We start from the raw sequence: 20543 nt of genomic DNA on the forward strand, positions 1-20543 counted from the left end.
CGTCATGCTCCATCGGCGCGCAACGCCCATCGGGCGTAGGTCGCCTCGGGAGAGACCGTCACCACGTCACACACTCGCACCAGCTGGTCGGGTATCACTCCACCGAAATGCGCTGCGCCGGGAACGATCACCGCGTCTGCGTCCGCCCGCTCGACCGCGGTGATCAACTGCGCCACGGCATCGGGGGTCCGTGCATCGAATACGATCGTCTTGGCCAGCTCATATCCGAGTCGCCGTGCGACACTTCCGATCTGCGTCTCATCCCATACCTGGGACACCCCGGAGACATCCCGGCGTAGATAGCCGATCGCAGCGGGCCGCGTACTCATCGCTTCACTCCATTCATCGTGCGCTGCAACAGGTCTCGATACAATCCAACGTTAGCGGCAGCTCTGACGACCGCGGCTCGGCGTCGGCCGTTGACATGGACGGACCCGTCCGTGCCCAGCCCGCCGTCTCGTTGGGTAGCAGTCGCTCGTTGGTTGGCGGCCCGGGGCCAGGCCGACCGATACCGGCCCCAAGCGCTGAAATGACGGTATGAGCGGCGGAGGTCCGGCGGCTATGAGATTTCCCGAGATTTCTCCACTTTGCCAAAGCCGTTCATGTGGCCCACGTGTTGGACGACAATCGATCTGCACCAGGAAATCTCAGGTAAGGAGCAGGAGCATGCAACTTCGATTTCTCGGCGGCGACAGCAAGAGTGGTGGATCGCCGACCCTCTATGCGAGCGATCAGGGGAGCTACGTCGTACAAGGCTGGCGCACAGATACCTGCGACACGATCGAGATACCGCACGGGCTGATCCGGTACGTGCAGCCGGATACTTGCCTGGGCGCAGTCTTGCGCGATACCGGGCATGGAACATTCATGCTGACCGGGCTACCGGTGACCGATCCTGACGCGTTGGCACAGATGAAGGCTCCTGCTCATGAGGCCAGCGTGGAAGTTCCGATAGGACAGGAGATTCGACCAGATGCAGCATCTAGCCGGTGACGATTTCGAACGATTGTTCCTGGAGTGCAAACGAGGTGCATTTCGACTGGAGACCCAGGATTCATACTCGGAGCCCGAGGAGGACGAACCGTTTCGGAAGTTCCTGGCAGGGGAGCCCGACCCGCTCGATTGGGCTGCGCCATGGGACGCTCTGATGCGAGATGTCACCGGTAGTGGCCGAACTGTGGAGCGGGTTCGTGTCGTAACGGTGCCGCACAGTGACTACACCCGGTTCCTGCTGTCGACCACCGCGGACAGCCTCGCGTCCGGTGAGCACATCCGATGGCTGCCTCGCCATCTCACTCGAGCGGAAGACACTGCGCCCGGGGACTATTGGTTGTTCGATGACGACGTAGCGGCGTTCCACCTCTTCACCCCGGCGGGGGAGTGGACAGGCGTAGCCGTCAGCACAGACCCGGTCATCGTCGGCCACTGTTGTGCCGTCCGCGATCGGTTACGGCCGCAAGGGATTCCGCACCTCGAGTACATCGAGAGTAAGTACGTCACTTCTACTGTGCAGTTGTGACAGGCGTAGACGAAGCACGCGAGAACCTGGGTGCCAGGCTGCGCGAACTCCGGCGCGACGCCGGACTCGACGGGCGACAGCTCGCCGCGCTTGCGGGCTGGCGCCCGCCCAAGGTCTCGAAGATCGAACACGGCCGTCAGACGCCGAGCGAGAACGACATCCGAGTCTGGTGCGCCCACACCAAATCTGAGCTGCAAATACCCGACCTGATTGCCTCGGTTCGCAACATCAATGCCGCATACCTGGAGTGGAAGCGTGTCGTTGCCAGTGGGCATAAGCGTCGTCAACAGCAGTCGGTGTCGTTGGAAGCCCACATCGAGCTGATTCGTGGATACGACCCTGACGTATTTCAGGGATTGCTGCAAACCCCCGACTATGCGGCCGCAGTGCTCCGCGCCAGCGTGGATCTCTACCAGGTACCCGATGACATACAAGCAGCGGTGGTCGTTCGAATGGAACGACAGCAGGTCCTTCGTACCGGTATCCATCGCATCCACTTCATCGTCGACGAGCGGGTGCTGACAACGACCGTAGGCAACGACCAAATAATGATCGGACAACTTCAACACGTACTGGAACTCATGGACCTGCCCCGCCTGGTATTCGGAGTGGTCCCCCGCTACGCCGAATACCGTGTCCCCGCAACAAACTTCCTGATGTATGACCGCCGACTCGTCCAGGTCGAAACCGTCACCGCCGAACTGACGATCACCCAACCCCGAGAGATCATCCTGTACGAGAAGACATTCCAGGTGTTGTCGAGCCAAGCCGAGTACGGCGAAGCAGCCTGGGCGTTGATCAGAACCGCGCTGGACCGGCGGCGCGACCTCGGCCGGGGGTGAAACCTTACTGCCGCACCAAAAACCTACCAGTGCAAGACAATACGTTGAAGGGGGAACCGACACGTGGGAGCCCGTGGATGCGGCATCGTGCGCTGTTCGTAGGATTCGGGGTGTGGCGAGATCGGATCAGGTCATGACATCGTTCTGGGGCGACTCCGACTATGGAGTCTTCCCTCAGCTCACCGATGAAATGATCCGTGATGCGGAAGATGAGCTAGGCCTCACGTTGCCCACCTCGCTGGTGCGGCTCTTGCGAATGCAGAACGGTGGTGTGGTCGGTGATCAGTGGAATGCGTTCCCGGTGCCCGTGCCGACATCGGGTGGTGACGATTACGTGCCGTTCGACGGGCTCATGGGCATCGGTGAGCAAGGTGAGCTGACATCGATATTGGATACACCGTATCTAGTCGAGGAATGGGGTCTTCCCGCTCCGATCGTGCTGCTCGACGGTGACGGGCATTACTGGATTGGGCTCGACTACACAGATTGCGGCCGTCAAGGCGAACCATCCGTGGCGTTGTTTGATACAGACGAGGGGACATCGCTCTGCCTGGCTTCCAACTTTGAGAAGTTCCTGGAAGGTCTTACTGCGGCCGACGCTGTGTAGGCGCCGACCGGATCGCGCCCTTTGGTGTCCTATTTCCCCGGCTGGTCGAACTACTGGCCCTGAGCTCCTCGGCCCAGACTGCGAACTGTTCCCATGTGATTCGCATTGGATTCGTCTTCCGGCCGAACTTGCGTCGCCAGGTCAAGCTCCCTTTGACACCGACAAGCAGCCCTCCGCGCTGGTTCTGTCTCTAAAACGTGGCGCGGGAGAGCGTCTCGGAACCATGATGCGTTACGGCAGATCCTCGGCGATGAGTCCCTCCGCTATGAACATCGGTTTGCGATCCCATGAGGTGATGATCGTTCGGTCCTCGCGACGGGCGATCAGTGCGACGTGGGCGGCGGCGACGTCGTCGAGTCGCTTCATCAGTTGTTCAACGTCGGGGACGTCGGATTCGTTGAGTGGTACCTCGCGGAACACCGCCGTTCGGGCGAGGAACCAATCCAGTTCGGCGGCTTGGCCTGGTGTCAGGCATTCCTGCATCGCGCGCGAGCGCACCGTGGAGGGAATGATGATCGGGTCCGGCTCGTCGGCGGTGATCGTGATCAGAGCCAGTACGTACTGGCTCGGCCAGCCGCTGGCGGCGTCGGTGAGAGCGGGAACATCGAAGATGTAGCCGCTCACTCGCCGCGGACCCTGCGCTCCGTGTCTATCGCGGACAGCAGTTCGGCATCGCCGGGCGCGGCAGGCTTGTGTGCTGCGCGGCGGGCCCAGGCCAAAGCCTTGTCCGAGGGGGATCCATACCGTTGCTGAATTAGAGCGATGTCGTCATCGCGCGCCAGCCGCTGGGCGACCGCGGTGGTGACGTACGCCGACACGCTGGCGGCCTCGCCGTGTGCGACTCGGGCTCGAACGCGAGCCAGGTCGCCGTCATCGATAGTGACCGTGACCTTGGTAGCTCCCATGTATCCCAGTATGGCAAAAGTATGGAAGCTGTGTGAACAGTGCCGACGTCGCGTCAGTGGTCGTGTCAGGTCGGCGTCAGGTCGGTGACAGGCGGGGTGGTGAAGGTGGTCCAGGTGAACAGGGCAGCGGCGAGGCCGCTGGTGCCTGACGCCCCCGCCGAACCAGAGGAAAGCACCGCCATGTCGACAGTCGCCAGGACCACCACGATCGCCGCCGTATTGATCACCGCCACCGTCGGATTCGGTGCGGCCACCGCGCATGCCGCGCCCGCTGCCCCGGCCCCGGTTGGTTACACCGCCACCACCGATGCGAAATCCACTACCATCACCGTCGACTCCGGCGCGCTCACCGTCGCCGACGGCGCGTTCACCATCACGGCCGCCGACGGCACCATGCTGGCTGGAACCGAATTATCCTTCCGCGTAGACGATTTCGTCTTTCCGATCGCCGCCGAGATCACCGGCCGCACCGCCGTGCTCACCCCGAAACTGGATCCGGCCGCCGCGTCGTATCGGCCGATCGCATTGCCGTTCGAGGATCAAGCCGGATGGCGCACACCCTATGAGCGAGAGCAGGCGGCCTGGGCTCGGATGGCCAGCACCATCGGACTCGGTGTCAGTGTCGGCGCTCTGGTCGGTGGGATCGGCGGTGCGGCGGTGGGCTGCGTGCTCGGTGCGCTTGCGGGCGGCACGGTTGCGGCCGCCACCCTCGTCGGGCTGTTCGGGCCGTTCCTTCCGGCCGCGGCCATCGGCTGTCTGGGCGGTATCGCCGCGATCGGCGCACTCGGCACGCTCGCCGGCCAGCTCCTGATCACCGCCCCGATCGCCATCGCCGCTGCCGCCCAATACTTCACCACCATCAACTCCGCCTTCCCGGGGAAATGAGCCGGCCTGCGGAGCAATACCGCGCCGGACAGCATCAGATCAGCGAGGGCGGACAGGTGAGCCCAAGGCATCATGGCGCCTGGCATCGGGAAGGCGAAGTGCAACACGAGCATTGAGCTGCTCATTGCCGCGGTCATAATCCAGGCATCGAGGGAAGGGTGGGTCCACAGGTGCCAGGCGCACCACAGGCAGCCCAGCGACATCAGTGCTGGCAGGACCACCAACCACACTGCGGTGCAATGGGTTCCATCGCAGGCGGCATGCAGGACCGAGGAGAGGAGCGACAGGCCCGCTCCGGCCCGGCCCACTCGGGACCGAGCCGGAGCCGACGGGGAGTCCATCACCGCACCGGATGTGCGCAGCAGTCGTGCGGCGCTTCCTTCTTCTGGCGGCCGGCTTCGCCCCTGTCGATGGCGCCGGCGACCTTGCCCAGCCAGTCCGACGCGGTTTCGTCCACCGTGGCGGCGTACTCGTCGTGCCAGTTCCACCATTCGTAGGCCGGTGTCTGGGGGTACCCCTCGGGTGAATCCTCCCAGTTCTCCTGGCGGCCGAGGGCCGTCATATCCAGGTAGCTCCAGGTGTTCCCGAAGTACTCGTCGCCGCGGCGGTTGATGAAATACGTGCGATACACCCGATCGCCTTCGCGGATGAAGGCGTTGGTGCCGTGCCATTCATCGACGCCGAAATCCACGTCGAACGCATCGGTGAGGCTGTACCAGGGGATCCCCGACCAGCCCATGCGGGCCTTCACCTGCTCGATCTCGGGTTGCGGTGCGCGCGAGACGAATACGAGTGTGGTGTCACGGGCGTTCAGGTGCGCGAGATTGCCCACGTGGTCGGCGATCATCGAGCAGCCACGGCAGGCGTGCTCGGGCCAGCCGAGCACGCCGGGCTCGAAGAATGCGCGGTAGACGATCAGTTGGCTGCGGCCGTGGAAGAGGTCGAGCAGGCTCACCGGGCCTGCTGGTCCGTCGAACCGGTACTGCTTGTCCACGGCCACCCACGGCATGCGTCGGCGGCGGGCAGCGAGCGCGTCGTGGGCCCGCATCACCTTCTTCTCCTCGGTCAGCAGCTCCAGACGCGCTGCCTCCCACTCGTTGTGCGAAACGATCGGTGGTGTCTTCATAGCGATATTCCTGCCCAGTAGCGCGTCAGCGCCTCGATGTAGCAACTCAATGGTTGCAATAGTATTGCAACCATTGAGTTGCGTCAATCGTGGCTCGTGGTCATCGAACGACCGCAATCACCCCCGCCACAGCGACGCGGCCGCCGCACGTTCCATGCTGGTCACCACGTGGTCCCTGCGTTCGCGCAGCAGCGCGCCGCCGACGGAGTACGGAGAGCCCGCCTCGGCCGACCGAGCAGCGTGCGCGACGATCGCGTCGACGACCGAGCGCGCCATGTTGAGACGGGGATAGTCGGCGTGGATTCCCTTCCCCCAGTGTTCGACGATCTCCGCCCTGTGCCCGAAATCGATGCCTATCCCGCCGCGGGTGAGATAGGCGAGCACGCCCCGCCGCTCGGCGAGGCCGGCCGAGGCATGCAATGCGATCGCCTCCCATACGCGATCGATATCGCGCTCGGCGACACCGTGTTTGCGCAATAGTTCCGCCGCCAGGTCCGCGCCTTCCACCTCGAACCGGGCTTGCCCCTTCGCCAGCGCGCCGATGCCCAAGTCGTGCAGTACGGTCGCCGCGAACAGCAGATCGCGATCGTAGGCGGTGTCGGCCAGTAACCCCTCGTGGGCGGCGAGCAGCTGTGCGAAGAAGAAACTGCGCAGGCTGTGATTGACCAGCGACGGCGTACTGGAGGTCCGCACGGTGGCGAGGATGTCCTCGGCCAGCGGACCGGAAGGCAGATCGAGCGAAAAGTCCATATGTGCAGGCTAAGAACCCGATCGCCTAGCCGAACAGCGGCACGGGAGCCACCTATCGCTACTATCGTGCCATGTCCTCGAGCGGTCGGCACCGCATCGTGGTGTTGGCGCTGCCCGGCGTGCTTTCCCTCGATCTCGGCATCCCGACGCAAGTCTTCGACGGTGACCCGCACTATCGGGTCACCGTCTGCACCGACCTATCGGCCGGGCCCGTCCACAGCGATGGCTTCATCGTGTCCGCGTCCGCCGGACTCGAGGCGCTGCGCGACGCCGACACCCTCGTCCTCCCCGGCTTCCGTGACCCGCACCGCCCGATTCCGGCCGTGGTGCTCTCGGCGATTCGCGCGGCATCCGCGGGCGGAACGCGGCTGGTCTCGATCTGCACGGGAGCGTTCGCGCTGGCAGCCGCGGGGCTGTTGGATGGACGCCCCGCGACGACGCACTGGCAGCAGGCCGGATTGCTGCAGCGGCGGTATCCCCGGATCGATGTCCAGCCCAACCTGTTGTACATCGACGACGGCGACATACTCACCTCGGCGGGAGTGACCGCGGGACTCGACCTCTGTCTGCACATCATCCGGAAAGACCACGGTGCCGCCGCCGCGAACACTCGCGCGCGGGTACTCGTCGCGCCACCCCATCGCCGCGGCGGTCAGGCACAGTTCATCGAACGATTTCGACCGGCCGCAGCCGGCGACGACCTCGCACCGATCCGGGCCTGGATGCTCGGCAATCTGGCCCACCGCCACAGCATCGATGACCTCGCACGCCGCGCGCACATGTCGCGTCGCACCTTCATCCGCCGCTTTCAGCAGGAGACAGACGCCTCGCCGATGGCATGGCTCACCGCGGCCCGCGTCGACTGGGCCCGCGAGCTGTTGGAAACCACCACTACTCCGGTCGAGCGGATCGCCCGCCTCAGCGGACTCGGCAGCCCCGCGGCCTTCCGCGCCACCTTCCACCGCTACGTCGGCACCTCGCCCGCAGGCTACCGAATCACCTTCCAGGCGCCGAGTCCGGAATCGCCGCAGCCACCACGAGATTCAGACGGGACCTAGGAGTCCAGGCGTTGGACTCCCGCCTCGTGATCGAGCAGCCAGCGCTTCACCGGCAGACCCCAGCGGAAGCCGCCGAGCGCGCCGCCGATGCGGAAGATACGGTGGCAGGGGATGAAGAGGGCGGCGGCGTTGCGGGCGCAGGCGTTGGCGGCGGCGCGGGTGGCGTCGGGGCGGCCGGAGATGGCGGCGAATTCGGTGTAGGTGATCGGGCTGCCCGCGGGGACCTTGCGCAGGACTTCCCAAGCGTGCAGGAGGAATTCGCCGGAGTGCTGACGGACCGGGATGTCGTCGATCGCGGTCAGGTCGCCGCGGTGATAGGCGGTGATGGCGTGGCCGATCGCGCCGAGCGAATCTCGTTGCCGCAGTGCGGTGGGGCGCAGGCTCGGGTGGATGAGTCCGCGTAGATTCTCGGCGTCGGTGGTCCAGCCGGACGCGAGCACCGCGCCGTCGGTGTCGACGAGGGCGGTGAACGGGCCGATCGGTGTCTCGACGGTTGCGAAATCGGCGGTGCGGGAGACTGATTCGGTTGCGCGTGCGGTCATGTGCTCGATGCTCGCTTTCCTTGTCCGAGAATAGGTACGGCCTGCCGCCGGTCCAGCGATACCCGGCCGTTGTGGTTCATGACGGTTCAGCCCCGAGCGCGTGCGGCGGCGACCGGTCGCTTCTTGGTCGCGGCGGGCGCCCGCCCGGCCAGCGCGGTCTTCCACAGGTGCATGGACAGATACGACCGCCACGGCGCGTACCTGCCGGTGTCGGTGAGGTCGAGCCCGAGCAGCGCGGCCCCTTGGCGCACCACCAGATCGGTGCCGAGCAACACGTCCGGGTCGGCGAGCAGCCGCATCGTGACATAGTCGGCGGTCCACGGCCCTACGCCGTCCAGCGCGAGCAGTTCGCGGCGCAGATCGGTGGCGGTGCGGCCCTGATGCAGCACGAGTTCACCGGAGGCGAGCGCCGCCGCCGCGCCGACGATCGATCGGATCCGCCGCGCGGGCCCGGTCAGCACCTCGGCGCCGCGTTCGGCGATGGTCGCGGCCGTCGGGAACAGCAGGGGGACAGGCCCGTCGACGCGATCGCCGAGCGCCTCGACCAGTCGCGCGGTGTGCGTCGCCGCCGCCGATACCGAGATCTGCTGTCCGATCATGGTGCGCAGCAGCAATTCCGGACCGTCGAGGCATCCGGGCACGCGAATACCCGGCGTGAACGCGGGTTGGGGAACGGTGGTGTCGAAGGCTCGATTCGCCATGGCCGCAACGGCATCGGAGGCGATATCGGTGCCGGGGCTCGTCTCCTCGGCGGCCGGGCCGATCAGTCCGCCCGCACCCGAGGCGGCGAGCACCTCCGCGAGCCGCTGCGCCGATTCCGCGCGGGCGAGCCGCTGGGCCGCGGTGACGCCGAGCGCCTCATCGATGCCGACCGGATCGGCGTCGAGGTCGAGCAGATGCCGCACCCTGGCGACCGTCGGCGCCAGATCCCGCATGTCGAGCAGCGCGAGTTCGGCGCGCACGTGATCGCGCTGGAAGCTCAATCGCACCGTCGCATGACCGTGCGGTGTCCGTAGATTGCGGGTGTAGGCGCGGTCCTCCCAGAGCTCCATGCCCGGCGCCACGTGGGCGGAGAGGAACCATTCCAGCCAGGTCCGGTCCAGCGGTTCGCGGAACGGAAGGCGAAGGGTGAGTGCGCCGTTGGCCGAGCGTCCGTTCGGGTCGGGCGTCGGATCCTTGCGTGCGCGCTGCGCCTCCGTGCGCATGGTGGTCGGGCTGACCGCGAAGACTTCGCGCACGGTGTCGTTGAACTGCCGGATGCTGGCGAAGCCCGCCGCGAACGCGATATCCGACATCGGCATGGCCGTGGTCTGGATGAGCAGTCGCGCGGTGTGCGCCCGATGCGCGCGGGCCAGTGCGAGCGGTCCGGCGCCTAGTTCGGTGGTGAGCACCCTGGTGAGCTGACGCTGGGAATAGCCGAGCGTCGCGGCCAGCGCGGGCACGCCGCCGCGCTCGATGACGCCGTCGCCGATCAGCCGCATCGCCCGCGCGGCCAGGTCGGCCCTGGTGTTCCACAGCGGGGAGCCGGGCGCCGCGTCGGGCAGGCAGCGGCGGCACGCGCGGTAGCCCGCCTGCTGCGCGGCGGCGGCGGTCGGCAGGAAGCTGACGTTGGCGCGTTTCGGCGTGATGGCCGGACACGAAGGGCGGCAATAGATTCCGGTGGTTCGCACCGCGGTGAAGAACTGCCCGTCGAACCGCGAGTCACGCGTCGACACCGCGCGATAGCAGCGCTCGAAATCCAAAGCCGTGATGGTCACGCCCACCACAATGTCAGCTGCCGAGCGGCCGTGCTAGCGGAAATCCGCCACTAAACCCCGTGCTGGTTCAGCAGCAGCGGTTCTGCGGGTTGTTGTCGGCGTCGTCGTGCCTGCGCCGCCAGTACTCGCGTTCGCTGGGGATTTCGCAGCCGGGGTGGTTGCGCCGCAGATGGTCGACGTAGCGCTGGTAGTCCTGCCCGCCGATGATCGCGTTGTACCAGCCGAGCAGGGCGCGCGCACCCGTACCGACGCGCCGCAGGACGGCCGGTCGTGGTGACCGGCCGTCCTGCGGCACAAGGGGTTCGGACATCGCTAGTGCGCGTGCGCCGCGCCGGGAGCTCGGACCTTGCCCGCCGCGATGAGCTCATCCCATTCCTTCTGCACTTCCTTTTCGGCAGGGGTGGGCAGGAATCCGCGCGGCGCGAAGATCTTCGACGGCTCGTCCTCGCTCTCGCTGCTCGGGCCGCCGCCATTGCGGAAGGCGCGCACCGCGACCAGCACGCCGACGATCGCGACGATCAGCACCAGCACCGCGAACACGATCGAGAGCGTGCCCTGGATGAAGGTGTTGCGGATGATCTTCTCCATATCGGAGATGGCCTTGTTCAGCGCGTCCGCGTCCTTCACCCCCTCGGGCAGCTTGCCCGAGTCGCGCAGCGCGACCCACTTGTCGTGCTTGGCGATGGTGTCGCTGTGCAGCTTCCAGTAGCCGACCTTCGCGTCGCCGGAGAAGATCTTCTGGAACGACGCGGTCATCGTCACCGTCAGATCCCACACCAGCGGAACCGCGGGTATCCACGCCCACTTGGCCAGGCCCTTCTTCACCACGATCACCATGACAACGGTGAGCGCGATGGCGGCGAGCAACTGGTTGGAGATGCCGAACAGCGGATACAGCGTGTAGATGCCGCCGAGCGGATCGGTGACGCCCATCAGCAGTACCGAACCCCAGGCCGCGACCACGAGCGCCGAGCACAGCCACGCGCCGGGCCGCCACGACGGATCCTTGAACTTGGCGGCGGGACCACCGAGGTTGCCGAGCGAATCCGACAGCATGAAGCGCGCGACACGGGTGCCCGCGTCGATGGTGGTGAGGATGAACAGCGCCTCGAACATGATCGCGAAGTGGTACCAGAAGGCCTTGAGCCCGGTGCCGCCGAGGAAGTTCGACAGCACCTGGGACATGCCGATCGCCAGCGTCGGCGCGCCGCCGGTGCGCGAGTAGATGCGGTCCTCGCCGACATCCTTCGCGGCCTGCGTCAGTTCGGCGCCGGTGATCGGGCTGCCGCCCAGATTGAGCCCGTTGACCTTGGCCGCCGCGGCGTCGGCGGTGGTGAGGCCGCCGGTGTTCATCGCGAAGTACAGGTGCTTATCGATGATGCTCGCGGTGATGATCGCCATGACCGCGACGAACGATTCCATCAGCATGCCGCCGTAGCCGATCATCCTGGCGTGCGACTGCTTCTCCAGCAGCTTGGGCGTGGTGCCGGAGGAGACCAGCGAGTGGAATCCGGACAGCGCGCCGCAGGCGATGGTGATGAACAGGAACGGGAACAGGCTGCCCGCGAAGGACGGTCCTGCGCCGGTGTGCGCGAATTCGGAGACGGCGGGCGCCTTCAGGATCGGCATGGTGACCACGACGCCGACGGCGAGCAGCACGATGGTGCCGATCTTCATGAAGGTCGACAGGTAGTCGCGCGGTGCGAGCAGCAGCCACACCGGCAGCACCGAGGCGATGAAGCCGTAGATGATCAGGAACCACGCGATGGTGGTGCCGGACAGCGTGAACAGGGTCTGGCCCCAGTGCGCGTGCGAGACCCAGTTGCCGGAGATGATGGCGAACAGCAGCAGCGCGACGCCGATCGCGGAGACCTCGCCGACCTTGCCCGGCCGGATGAAGCGCAGGTAGACGCCCATGAACAGGGCGATCGGGATGGTCATCGCGATGGAGTAGACACCCCAGGGGCTGCCGCCCTCGAGCACGCCGGTCGTCTTGTTCGGGGTGGCGGCGAGCGCGCCGACCACGACGATGCCGAGCACCGCGAGCAGGATCATCATGATCACCAGCACGGCGACGATCGCCGCGATGCCGCCGACGACACCGAGCTCGTCGCGCGCCATCTGGCCGAGGCTGCGGCCGCGGCGGCGGGTCGAGGCCCACAGCACCAGGTAGTCCTGCACCGCGCCGGCGAACACGACGCCGAACACGATCCACAGCGTGCCGGGCAGGTAGCCCATCTGCGCCGCGAGGACCGGGCCGACCAGCGGGCCTGCGCCCGCGATGGCGGCGAAGTGGTGCCCGAACAGCACCCGCCGGTCCATCGGCATGTAGTCCTTGCCGTTTTCCAGGATTTCGGCGGGTGTCGCCTGGTCGTCCCTGGGCTTGACGATCTTGAACTCGATGAGTCTCGAGTAGAGCTGGTAGGCCAGCACGTACGTACATACCGCCGCGACGACGATCCATACCGCGTTGACGTTCTCGCCCCGCGCGATGCCGAGCACGGCCCACGCGACAGCGCCGACAATGGCGATTGCGAGGAATATGCCCTTCTTGCGTGGGCTGATCGGCGAACGGTCCACGACACCCACGGGAGGTAAGTCGGGATCAGTCCGGAGGTATTCGATGGTCGCCATGCGAACTACTCTCCCGTGAAATCGAGCTGGTCTTGCTGAAACGATGACAACGTAGCGGAACTGAAGCGCGCTCGAGCCTGACTTAGTGAAGTCTGAACATTGGGCTGCGGATCGGGCTGGTCGCGACGGCGCGAGCTGTACGTTTCTCCAACGGATGACCGCGCGCCGCCGACTGTGTCTGTGCGCGGGCGGGTACGGGTGGTCCGCATGGCGCAGCTGCCCGGCCGACCGTTGTTCACGGTCGCCGGTGTCCGCTCGTGCGAGTTCGCGTGTTCGCCTCGCACTGTCGTGTTGCCATCCGTATGCTGCCATGCTGGCTCGGGTCACCGACGACCGGCCGCCGAGGTTCACGTATCCGCCTGCCGTGGAGGAGTTCGTGTCACCCGTTCGCCGCCGCACCCTACTCGGCTCGGCGCTGGCCGCGCCGCTGCTCGCGACCACGCCGTTCGCCGGCGGCTGCGGCAGCGCCGACGACGACGCGGTGACCTTCTTCTTCCAGGCCCGCCCCGAAGAGGCACGGGTGCGGATGCGGATCATCGACGAATTCCGGAAGATCCGCCCGGACATCAGGATTCAGGTCATCCAGTCCGGTCCGGATCCGCTGCAGCAGATGCTCACCTACTGCGCGGGCGGCAAGTGCCCGGACATCATGATGGCCTGGGAGCTGCTCTACGCCGGGCTCGCCGAGCGCGGTGTGCTGCTCGATCTGCGCACCATGCTCGACCGCGATCCCGAATACGCCGCGGCCCTGCGCGCGGACAGCTATCCCGTTCTCTACGACACCTTCACCTATGCGGGCGGGCAGTACGCGCTGCCCGAGCAGTGGTCAGGGGTGTTCCTCTACTACAACCGGCGGTTGTTCGCCGAGGCCGGGCTGACCCCGCCCGCGCGCTGGTCCGAGGCGTGGAGTTTCGCCGAATTCCTCGATGCCGCACAGGCACTCACCCGGCGCGACGCCGGCCGCACCCGGCAGTGGGGTTTCGCCGACGCGTGGGTGCCCTACTTCTCGGCGGCCTGCTTCGGGATGAACAACGGCGTCGACTGGTTCACCCCGACCGTCGACCCGGCGCGCACCAATATGGCCGATCCGCGCTTCGCCGCGGGGTTCCAGTTCTACGCCGACCTTGCGGTGCGGCATCGGGTGGCGCCGAAAGTGGCCGACCAGCAGTCGGTTTCGGCGCCCGACCTGTTCCGGCGCGGCCGGGCGGCGATGGCGATGGGCGGGCACTGGCTGTACTCCGAGTTCGCCGGGCAGGACGGGCTGGACATCGACCTGACGGTGCTGCCTGTCGGCCCGCACGGCGGGCCCGGTGCGATCACCGATGTCGGGTCGACGGGGCTGTCCATCGCGGCGGACAGTCCGCGGATCGAGCAGGCGTGGGAATTCGTCAAATTCGCGACCGGGCCGGTCGGGCAGGCGATCATCGCGGCGTCCGGGTTGTTCGTGCCGGTGCTGCGATCCGCCATGGGCTCAACAGGTTTCGCCGAGGCGCACCGTGAGGTCCGCAATCTCGCGGTGCTGACCGAGGGGCCCGCGCATTCCCGGCCGCTGCCGATCACCCCGGCCTGGGGCAAGGTCTCGGCCCTGCTGGAGCGCGGCGGCAACCGGATTCTGCGCGGTGCGGCCACCGCCGCCGCCCTCGACCCGTCCGATATCGACGCCGTACTGGAGGTCAAGTGACCGGACCGCCCATGCTCGACCGACGGGGGCCGTGCGCGGAAAGGCGGAGACCGGTCGCGTCGGGCGCGGTGACGGCCGAGTCGCGGCGGAGGCGCGGCGGTGCGCGATCCGGCGTACCGGGATCGCTGGCCCGCCGGCGGGAGCGGGCCGGATGGTGCTTCGTGGCACCGAATTTGGTGGCGGTGGGGGTGTTCCTGCTGTTCCCGCTGGGCTTTTCGCTGTACCTGAGCCTGCACTCGTGGGATCTGTTCAGCGCGCCGCAGTTCGTGGGCGTGGCGAACTACCGGCGGTTGTTCGCCGATGATCCGCTGTTCCTCATCGCGCTGCGGAATACGGCGCTGTTCACCGTGCTGACGCTGGTGCCGACGGTGGGCATCGGGCTGGGGGTTGCCGCGGTGCTGAACCGGAAGTTGGCCGGTATCGGGATCTTTCGCACGCTGGCCTTTCTGCCGCTGGTCGCGTCGACGGTGGCGATGGCGGTGGTGTGGCGGTTCATCTTCACCACCGATGACGGGCTGCTGAATATCGGGCTCGGCTGGATCGGTATCGATCCGGTGCCGTGGCTGACCGATCCGGACTGGGCGCTGGTGTCGTTGAGCATCGTCACGGTGTGGAAGAGCGTGCCGTTCGCCACCGTCATCCTGCTGGCCGCCATGCAGGGCGTGCCCGAAACCCTGTACGAGGCAGCGCGTATCGACGGTGCGGGTGCGTGGCGGCGCTTCCGGTCGATCACGGTGCCGCTGATTCGCGGCGCGCTCTCGTTCGTCTTCGTGATCACCATCATCAACTCGGTGCAGGCCTTCGATCAGGCCTATGCGCTCACCGGCGGCACCGGCGGCCCGGAGACCGGCACCTACCTGCTCGGAATCATGTTGTTCCAGCACGCCTTCGGCTTCTACGAGGTGGGGTACGCGGCGGCACTGGCCTGGGTGATCTTCGCGATTCTGTTGCTGCTGACGGTGGTGCAGTTGCGGCTGTCGCGTCGCGAAGCCGTGGACCTGTGAAGGGCCGCGGGGGCGAAACCTGGCCTGCGGCACCGGGTGCCGATGCAGGCAATGCCCAACTCGGCTCCGGCGGGCCGCCGACAGCGCGTGCCGCGATGGATGCGCAGGTGGCGCCGGCGCGGACACTCAGCCGGGTCGACCGGGCGATCGCGCGCCGGACGATACGCGGGATCGCGATCTATGTGTCGTTGATCGGGGTGGCGTGGTGCGCGCTCGCGCCGATCCTGTGGGCGCTGTCGGGATCGTTGAAGCGGGACGGCGAGATCACCGAGCCGACGCTGCTCCCCGCGCGACCGCAGTGGTCCAACTACGGCAAGGTATTCGAGCTGTTGCCGCTCGGGCGGATGCTGCTCAATACCGCGGTGTACGCGGTGTGCGTGACCGCGGGGCAGGTGTTCTTCTGCTCGCTGGCCGGATACGCGTTCGCGCGCTTGCGGTTCCGCGGCCGTGACACGCTGTTCCTGGCTTACCTCGGCACGCTGATGGTGCCGTTGACGGTCACCGTGATCCCGCAGTTCCTGCTGATGCGCACGCTGGGCTGGGTGGACACACCGTGGGCGATGATCGTGCCCGGCCTGTTCGGCAGCGCCTTCGGTACCTATCTCATGCGGCAGTTCTTCCGCACGCTGCCACGGGAATTGGAGGAGGCGGCGATCGTCGACGGATGCTCCACCTGGCAGATCTACTGGCGAGTCCTGCTGCCGCATACCAGGCCCGCGCTCCTGGTGCTCGCCGTGCTCACCTGGATCACCGTCTGGAACGATTTCCTCTGGCCGCTGATCATGATCCAGCGCAACGACATCGCCACCGCCACACTGGGTTTGGTGCGATTGCAGGGGCAGTACTACAGCGACTGGCCGATTCTGATGGCCGCCGCGGTCGTCATTCTGCTGCCGCTGCTCGCGGTGTACGCCCTCGCACAGAAGTACTTCGTCAGCGGAATCGCGCAATCCGGCCTCGGCGGGCGATGACGAAACTCGAGCCGTCGGTGTTGTAAAGCCGGTACAAGCTGGGGGAGTAATCGGTTCGCACTCGGCAGCCGAATGGTCGACGATGGCTCTGATTGCCGGATCAGCGTTGTGGAGTGAGGATGCTACGTAGCGGTGAGATGTTCGCCGACTATGTGATCGAGCGTGAGCTCGGTCGCGGGGGTATGGGGACGGTCTACCTGGTGCGTCATCCACGGTTACCCCGGCTGATCGTGCTGAAAGTGCTGAATCCCGAACTGTTCTCGGATGCCGAGAGCCGGGCCAGATTCGAGCGGGAGGCCGAACTCGCCGCGCGACTGGATCATCCGAATATCGTCTCGGTGTACGACCGCGGTGCGGTGGGCGAGCAGCTGTGGATCGCCATGCAGTACGTGGAGGGCCCCGACGCGTCGAGGATTCCCCTGCCGATGCCGGCGGACCGGGCCGTGCGCATTATCGAAGAGGTGGCCGAGGGCCTGGACTACGCGCATCGCAAAGGTGTGCTGCACCGCGACGTGAAACCGGCGAACATCCTGCTGGACAACACCATGGCCGATCGGCCGGAGCGGGTGCTGCTCGCCGACTTCGGCATTGCCAGGCTGCGGGACGACGCCGGCCACCTCACCCGCACCGGGACCTTCACCGCGACGCTGGCCTTCGCCTCGCCGGAACAGCTGTCCGGCGCCTCCCTCGACGCGGGCGCCGACCAATACTCGTTGGCCTGCACGCTCTTTCGATTCCTGACCGGTCACGCGCCGTTCGAGGCGGAACATCCGGCCGTGGTGATGCAGGGGCACCTCTACGACGCCGCCCCGATCGCGACGGCGATCCGGCCCGAGCTGTCACCGGGTTTGGACGCGGTACTCACCAGGGCGATGGCGAAGCGGCCGGAGAATCGCTTCGCCTCCTGCGCCGAATTCGCCGCGGCGGCACGCAGGGCGCTCACCGAGTGGGCCGAGCCGGACACCACCGAGCCGATAGCGCGCACGGCGGTACCGCAACCCGCGATCCGTCCCGTCACGGTAGATCCGCTGGCGCCCAATCGCTCTCGCACGATGCGACGCGTCGTGATCGCGGGCGCGGCGCTGCTCGCGGTGGCGCTCGCGGTGGTGACCGGTGTGCTCATCGCCAGCTCCGATTCGGAACCGGATCGGGTGCAGACCTCGGCGGGTGATCTGGCCGCGATCTCGAAGGCGTTCCCGAAGATGGTGCCCTACAACACCGATGTCAAAAGGGGATACAACGAGTCGTATTGCAACAACGCCGCCAGGGGCGACAATCGGGTCGACGGCGGGCCCGACTTCTTCGGCCTTGCGCTCGGCGAGTGGACAACGGCCTGGGAGTGCGGCGGTGGCGGCGACCACCAGGATCCCACCTTCATCCTCTTCGCCTACAAGTCGTCGACCGACGTCGAAGCGGTGGTCGCACGACTGAATCCGGCATCGAAGTTCACCGCAAGCAACGGCGGACGGTCCTACACCAACTACCGGGTCAAGGGATTCTGGCGTGAGTCGATCGTGACGGTCTTTCTCGGCACCGGGAGCCGGGCGCCCTTCCTCATGTACTCACATCCGCGCTACAGCGATGAGCAGCAGGATCTGATCGGCTGGTGGCAGCAAGCGCCACTCGGATGAGCGCCCGGCCCGGTCGAGGTCAGGCGCCCCAGTAGGTGCCGAAGCTCCAGAGATTGCCCTCGGGATCGCGGACGCTGAATCCGCGCGAGCCGTAGTCCTCGTCGCGCAGGCCGCGCACCACCTCGGCGCCGGCCTTGGTCGCGCGCTCGAACAGCTCGTCGGGCGCGTCGCAGACCAGGTAGACCGAGTCGTTGCCCGGGGTGCGCTGTGAGAACGCGCTGTCGTCCTTGCACGAGGTGCCGTACATGATGCCGCCGCCGAGCGGCCAGCGCAGCTCGGCGTGCTCGACCACCGTCGGGTCGTCCTCGCGGGTGTACATCGCGGACTGCTCGAAACCGAATGCGGTGACGAGGAAATCGGTCATGCCCTTGGCGTCGCGGAAGCTGAGGATCGGCCAGACCGCGGCGGCGGTATTCGTTGGGTTCGTCATGCGTCCAGCGTCACCCGCTGAGGCCACCGCGGTCTTGGACGGATGGAACCTCCTGTGCCAGCCAGGTGGTCGGGCTGCAGCCGGCCAGCTCGGCGAAGTCGCGATTCAGATGGGCTTGGTCGTAGTAGCCGCAGGCCGCGGCGACCTGGGCGATGGTGACGAACGACGGGGTGTTCCCGAGCATCCGGTTGGCCTTCTCGAAGCGGGCGATCCTGGCGGCCAGCTTCGGGCTCAGGCCGAATTCCGCGCTGAATCGCCTGCCGAGATGCTGTCTGCTCCAGCCGATTTCGTCGGCGAGCGCGGTGATGGTCGCCGTGCCGTCGGTCTCGGCCAGAGCGCGCCAGGCCCAGGTCAGTTCGGGGGTGACGATGCGGTCGTGGCAGGCGAGCCCGGTGAGGATCCGGTCGCATGCGGCGAACCGGTCCGGCCATGCGGTCAAGTGCTGCAACTCTTCCCACAGTTGCCGCCCCGTCGGGCCCGCGACCTCGTCGCATTCCACGGTGGTGTTCCACAGCGCGCCCGCCGGTATGCCGAACAGGGTGCGGCAGCCGAGCGGCGTCAGTGAGATCGACACGCCCTGCTGGAACCCGTCGTGCGCGATGGTCGCGGGCGTCGCTTGCAAACCGCCGAGCACGAAGCCGTATTCGCGCGGACTCTGACGCGGATCCGTCTGTGCGACGACGTCGACGGTGTGGCCGATCGCCACGATCAATGTCATATGCCGCGACGGCAGCCCCCGGTGCAGACCGGCCTCGTGCCCGGTCATCCGGTAACCCAGGTAGTGGTCGATGAATCCCGCGAGCCCTGGCGACGGCCGCGCCATCACCACCTCGGTGGTCGGCTCCATGGGGCCAACGCTACGCCGCCCGCAGGTCCGCGCAACCGGGTCAGTTGGCGACGTTGACGTGGTGGTGAATCGTGCGCGGGTCGGTCGTCAGGTCGAGCAGGCAGGTGGCAAGGTCGTCCCTGGTGATCTGGATACCGAAGGTCACGTTGCGTTCGACCGCGGTGCGGTATTTGCCCGTGGCCTTCTTGTCGGTGAGCTGCGGCGCGCGCACGATCGTCCAGTCCAGTGCGCTGTCGCGCACCGCCTGTTCGGCCGCGGCCATGTCATCGAGGCTGTGCCGCAGCAGCGGTCGCAGGATCAGCGGTTTCACCACGAATCGGGTGAGCGGGTCGTCGCCGGGGCCCGCGATCCTGGCGCTGTTGCTGATCATGAGCAGTCGCGTGACGCCTACCACCTCCATCGCCTTGCTGATCGACAGTGCCGCGTCGGTGCAGACCGATGTCGGTCCCTTGTCACGCGACCCGATCGTGTCGATCACCGCGTCGGCGTCGCGGATCGCCTCGGTGATCTCGGCGGGGTGCATCGGATCGGCGGAGACCACGCGCAGTCGCGGATGGTGCGGCATGTCCGCATGGTCCCTGAGTACCGCGGTGACCTGGTGTTGTGCCGCGAGCGCCTGCTGGAGCAGGCGTCCGCCGGTGCGGCCGGTCGCGCCGAAGATGGTGAGTCGCATAGCGGGCCCTATCTGGTTAGTGAGTGTTTACTAACCTAGGATGGGTGAGCACTTACTAACTTGTCAACCGGGAGGGTCTAATTGGGCACGCGCGATCGAATACTGGACGCCGCCGCCGAGATCATGCGCAACCGCGGCGTCGTCCATGCCACCACCAAAGAGATCGCAAGGGCCGCGGGCTTTTCCGAGGCCGCGCTGTACAAGCACTTCAGCGACAAGGAAGACCTCATCCTGAATGTGTTGCGGCACAGGATGCCCGGCCCCGCGGGTGCGTGGCCGGAACCGGGCGCGGCGACCGTGCCCGCGAATCTCACCGCGATCGCGCGCTCGGCGCTGGAGTTCTACCGGCAGTCGCTGCCGCTGCTCGGTGGCCTGCTCGCGCAGCCGCAACGCCTTGCGGCACACCGTGATTCGATGAGCAAGCATGGCGCGGGGCCGGGGCGGGCGATCGCCGGTATCGCCGGATATCTGCGCGCCGAACAGGAACTCGGCCGCGTCGCGGCCGACGCCGATGTGGACGCCGTCGCCGCACTGCTCGACGGCGCCTGCTTCCATCAGGCCTTCCTGCGGTTCTACGAGGCGGGGCCGGATGCTGAGCCCGCGCCCGAGGAACTCGCGGGCGCCTTGGCGGGGGCGCTCGCACGGGGTCTCTAAACCTGCTGGTGAGCAATCCCACTCGGA

23 protein-coding genes are annotated in these 20543 nt (G+C 66.8%); 11 read left to right on the forward strand and 12 right to left on the reverse strand.

Annotated elements, in window-relative coordinates; all coding sequences use genetic code 11:
* Positions 1–2: 2 nt before the first annotated feature.
* Positions 3–329 (reverse strand): hypothetical protein, encoded by a 327-nt coding sequence (locus tag ACIG5A_RS32080; protein WP_397246930.1) that lies wholly within the window; start codon positions 327–329, stop codon positions 3–5.
* A gap of 337 nt (positions 330–666) precedes the next feature.
* Between ACIG5A_RS32080 and ACIG5A_RS32085 the strand changes: the two genes are divergently transcribed.
* The 4 genes from ACIG5A_RS32085 (at position 667) to ACIG5A_RS32100 (ending at position 2968) form a co-directional block, all read left to right on the forward strand.
* Entirely contained in the window at positions 667–993 is a 327-nt protein-coding gene (locus ACIG5A_RS32085; protein ID WP_397246932.1) for a hypothetical protein, read from the forward strand.
* Complete coding sequence (locus tag ACIG5A_RS32090) at positions 974–1519, forward strand: DUF6879 family protein (protein WP_397246935.1); 546 nt, start codon at positions 974–976, stop codon at positions 1517–1519. Before ACIG5A_RS32085 ends, ACIG5A_RS32090 begins: the two co-directional genes overlap by 20 nt.
* On the forward strand, positions 1516–2361 hold the full coding sequence (locus ACIG5A_RS32095; RefSeq protein ID WP_397246937.1) for a helix-turn-helix domain-containing protein: 846 nt from the start codon (positions 1516–1518) through the stop codon (positions 2359–2361). The genes ACIG5A_RS32090 and ACIG5A_RS32095 overlap by 4 nt, the downstream gene beginning before the upstream one ends.
* Positions 2362–2473: 112 nt before the next feature.
* Positions 2474–2968 (forward strand): SMI1/KNR4 family protein, encoded by a 495-nt coding sequence (locus ACIG5A_RS32100; RefSeq protein ID WP_397246939.1) that lies wholly within the window; start codon positions 2474–2476, stop codon positions 2966–2968.
* A gap of 231 nt (positions 2969–3199) precedes the next feature.
* On the opposite strand, the gene ACIG5A_RS32105 is transcribed toward ACIG5A_RS32100, so the two are convergent.
* Positions 3200–3592, reverse strand: coding sequence for a hypothetical protein (locus ACIG5A_RS32105; protein ID WP_397246941.1), 393 nt, complete (start codon positions 3590–3592; stop codon positions 3200–3202).
* Complete coding sequence (locus ACIG5A_RS32110) at positions 3589–3873, reverse strand: hypothetical protein (protein ID WP_397246943.1); 285 nt, start codon at positions 3871–3873, stop codon at positions 3589–3591. Before ACIG5A_RS32110 ends, ACIG5A_RS32105 begins: the two co-directional genes overlap by 4 nt.
* Positions 3874–4053: 180 nt before the next feature.
* Between ACIG5A_RS32110 and ACIG5A_RS32115 the strand changes: the two genes are divergently transcribed.
* The gene (locus tag ACIG5A_RS32115; protein ID WP_397246946.1) at positions 4054–4758 is read left to right on the forward strand and encodes a hypothetical protein; all 705 of its coding nucleotides are present in this window, start codon (positions 4054–4056) and stop codon (positions 4756–4758) included.
* Between the two features lie 340 nt (positions 4759–5098).
* On the opposite strand, the gene ACIG5A_RS32120 is transcribed toward ACIG5A_RS32115, so the two are convergent.
* Complete coding sequence (locus tag ACIG5A_RS32120; RefSeq protein WP_397246948.1) at positions 5099–5884, reverse strand: DUF899 domain-containing protein; 786 nt, start codon at positions 5882–5884, stop codon at positions 5099–5101.
* Positions 5885–6001: 117 nt separating this feature from the next.
* Positions 6002–6634 carry an HD domain-containing protein gene (locus ACIG5A_RS32125; protein ID WP_397246950.1) on the reverse strand — a complete coding sequence of 211 codons (633 nt, stop codon included), beginning with the start codon at positions 6632–6634 and terminating at the stop codon, positions 6002–6004.
* 71 nt (positions 6635–6705) lie between these two features.
* On the opposite strand from ACIG5A_RS32125, the gene ACIG5A_RS32130 reads away from it, so the two are divergent.
* Positions 6706–7692, forward strand: coding sequence for a GlxA family transcriptional regulator (locus ACIG5A_RS32130; protein WP_397246952.1), 987 nt, complete (start codon positions 6706–6708; stop codon positions 7690–7692).
* On the opposite strand, the gene ACIG5A_RS32135 is transcribed toward ACIG5A_RS32130, so the two are convergent.
* From ACIG5A_RS32135 to ACIG5A_RS32150, 4 genes are all read right to left on the reverse strand, one after another.
* Positions 7689–8234 (reverse strand): methylated-DNA--[protein]-cysteine S-methyltransferase, encoded by a 546-nt coding sequence (locus ACIG5A_RS32135; RefSeq protein ID WP_397246954.1) that lies wholly within the window; start codon positions 8232–8234, stop codon positions 7689–7691. The two genes, ACIG5A_RS32130 and ACIG5A_RS32135, sit on opposite strands and share 4 nt — an antisense overlap.
* An 86-nt stretch (positions 8235–8320) precedes the next feature.
* The gene (locus ACIG5A_RS32140; RefSeq protein WP_397246957.1) at positions 8321–9991 is read right to left on the reverse strand and encodes a DNA-3-methyladenine glycosylase 2 family protein; all 1671 of its coding nucleotides are present in this window, start codon (positions 9989–9991) and stop codon (positions 8321–8323) included.
* Between the two features lie 67 nt (positions 9992–10058).
* Entirely contained in the window at positions 10059–10250 is a 192-nt protein-coding gene (locus ACIG5A_RS32145; protein WP_397247971.1) for a YbdD/YjiX family protein, read from the reverse strand.
* A gap of 53 nt (positions 10251–10303) precedes the next feature.
* Positions 10304–12625, reverse strand: a complete 2322-nt coding sequence (locus ACIG5A_RS32150) for a carbon starvation CstA family protein (RefSeq protein ID WP_397246959.1) — start codon at positions 12623–12625, stop codon at positions 10304–10306.
* 376 nt (positions 12626–13001) lie between these two features.
* Between ACIG5A_RS32150 and ACIG5A_RS32155 the strand changes: the two genes are divergently transcribed.
* From ACIG5A_RS32155 to ACIG5A_RS32170, 4 genes are all read left to right on the forward strand, one after another.
* On the forward strand, positions 13002–14306 hold the full coding sequence (locus ACIG5A_RS32155; protein WP_397246961.1) for an ABC transporter substrate-binding protein: 1305 nt from the start codon (positions 13002–13004) through the stop codon (positions 14304–14306).
* Positions 14307–14431: 125 nt separating this feature from the next.
* Entirely contained in the window at positions 14432–15310 is an 879-nt protein-coding gene (locus tag ACIG5A_RS32160; RefSeq protein ID WP_397247973.1) for a carbohydrate ABC transporter permease, read from the forward strand.
* A 146-nt stretch (positions 15311–15456) separates the two neighbouring features.
* Complete coding sequence (locus ACIG5A_RS32165; protein WP_397247975.1) at positions 15457–16281, forward strand: carbohydrate ABC transporter permease; 825 nt, start codon at positions 15457–15459, stop codon at positions 16279–16281.
* 119 nt (positions 16282–16400) lie between these two features.
* Positions 16401–17912: a serine/threonine-protein kinase gene (locus ACIG5A_RS32170; protein ID WP_397247977.1), complete on the forward strand. Its 1512-nt coding sequence runs from the start codon at positions 16401–16403 to the stop codon at positions 17910–17912.
* A 19-nt stretch (positions 17913–17931) separates the two neighbouring features.
* Here the strand turns inward: ACIG5A_RS32170 and ACIG5A_RS32175 are convergent, their stop codons facing one another.
* The 3 genes from ACIG5A_RS32175 to ACIG5A_RS32185 are packed head-to-tail and all read right to left on the reverse strand — an operon-like array spanning position 17932 to position 19862.
* Positions 17932–18342 carry a VOC family protein gene (locus tag ACIG5A_RS32175; protein ID WP_397246964.1) on the reverse strand — a complete coding sequence of 137 codons (411 nt, stop codon included), beginning with the start codon at positions 18340–18342 and terminating at the stop codon, positions 17932–17934.
* 10 nt (positions 18343–18352) lie between these two features.
* Positions 18353–19189, reverse strand: coding sequence for a helix-turn-helix domain-containing protein (locus tag ACIG5A_RS32180; RefSeq protein ID WP_397246966.1), 837 nt, complete (start codon positions 19187–19189; stop codon positions 18353–18355).
* A 40-nt stretch (positions 19190–19229) separates the two neighbouring features.
* Positions 19230–19862, reverse strand: a complete 633-nt coding sequence (locus tag ACIG5A_RS32185) for an NAD(P)-dependent oxidoreductase (RefSeq protein ID WP_397246968.1) — start codon at positions 19860–19862, stop codon at positions 19230–19232.
* A gap of 81 nt (positions 19863–19943) precedes the next feature.
* Here ACIG5A_RS32185 and ACIG5A_RS32190 point away from each other — a divergent pair, with 81 nt between their 5' ends.
* On the forward strand, positions 19944–20516 hold the full coding sequence (locus ACIG5A_RS32190; protein WP_397246970.1) for a TetR/AcrR family transcriptional regulator: 573 nt from the start codon (positions 19944–19946) through the stop codon (positions 20514–20516).
* The last annotated feature ends 27 nt before the right edge of the window (positions 20517–20543 follow it).

Source organism: Nocardia sp. NPDC052566 (assembly GCF_044547285.1).
Taxonomy (GTDB): Bacteria; Actinomycetota; Actinomycetes; order Mycobacteriales; family Mycobacteriaceae; genus Nocardia.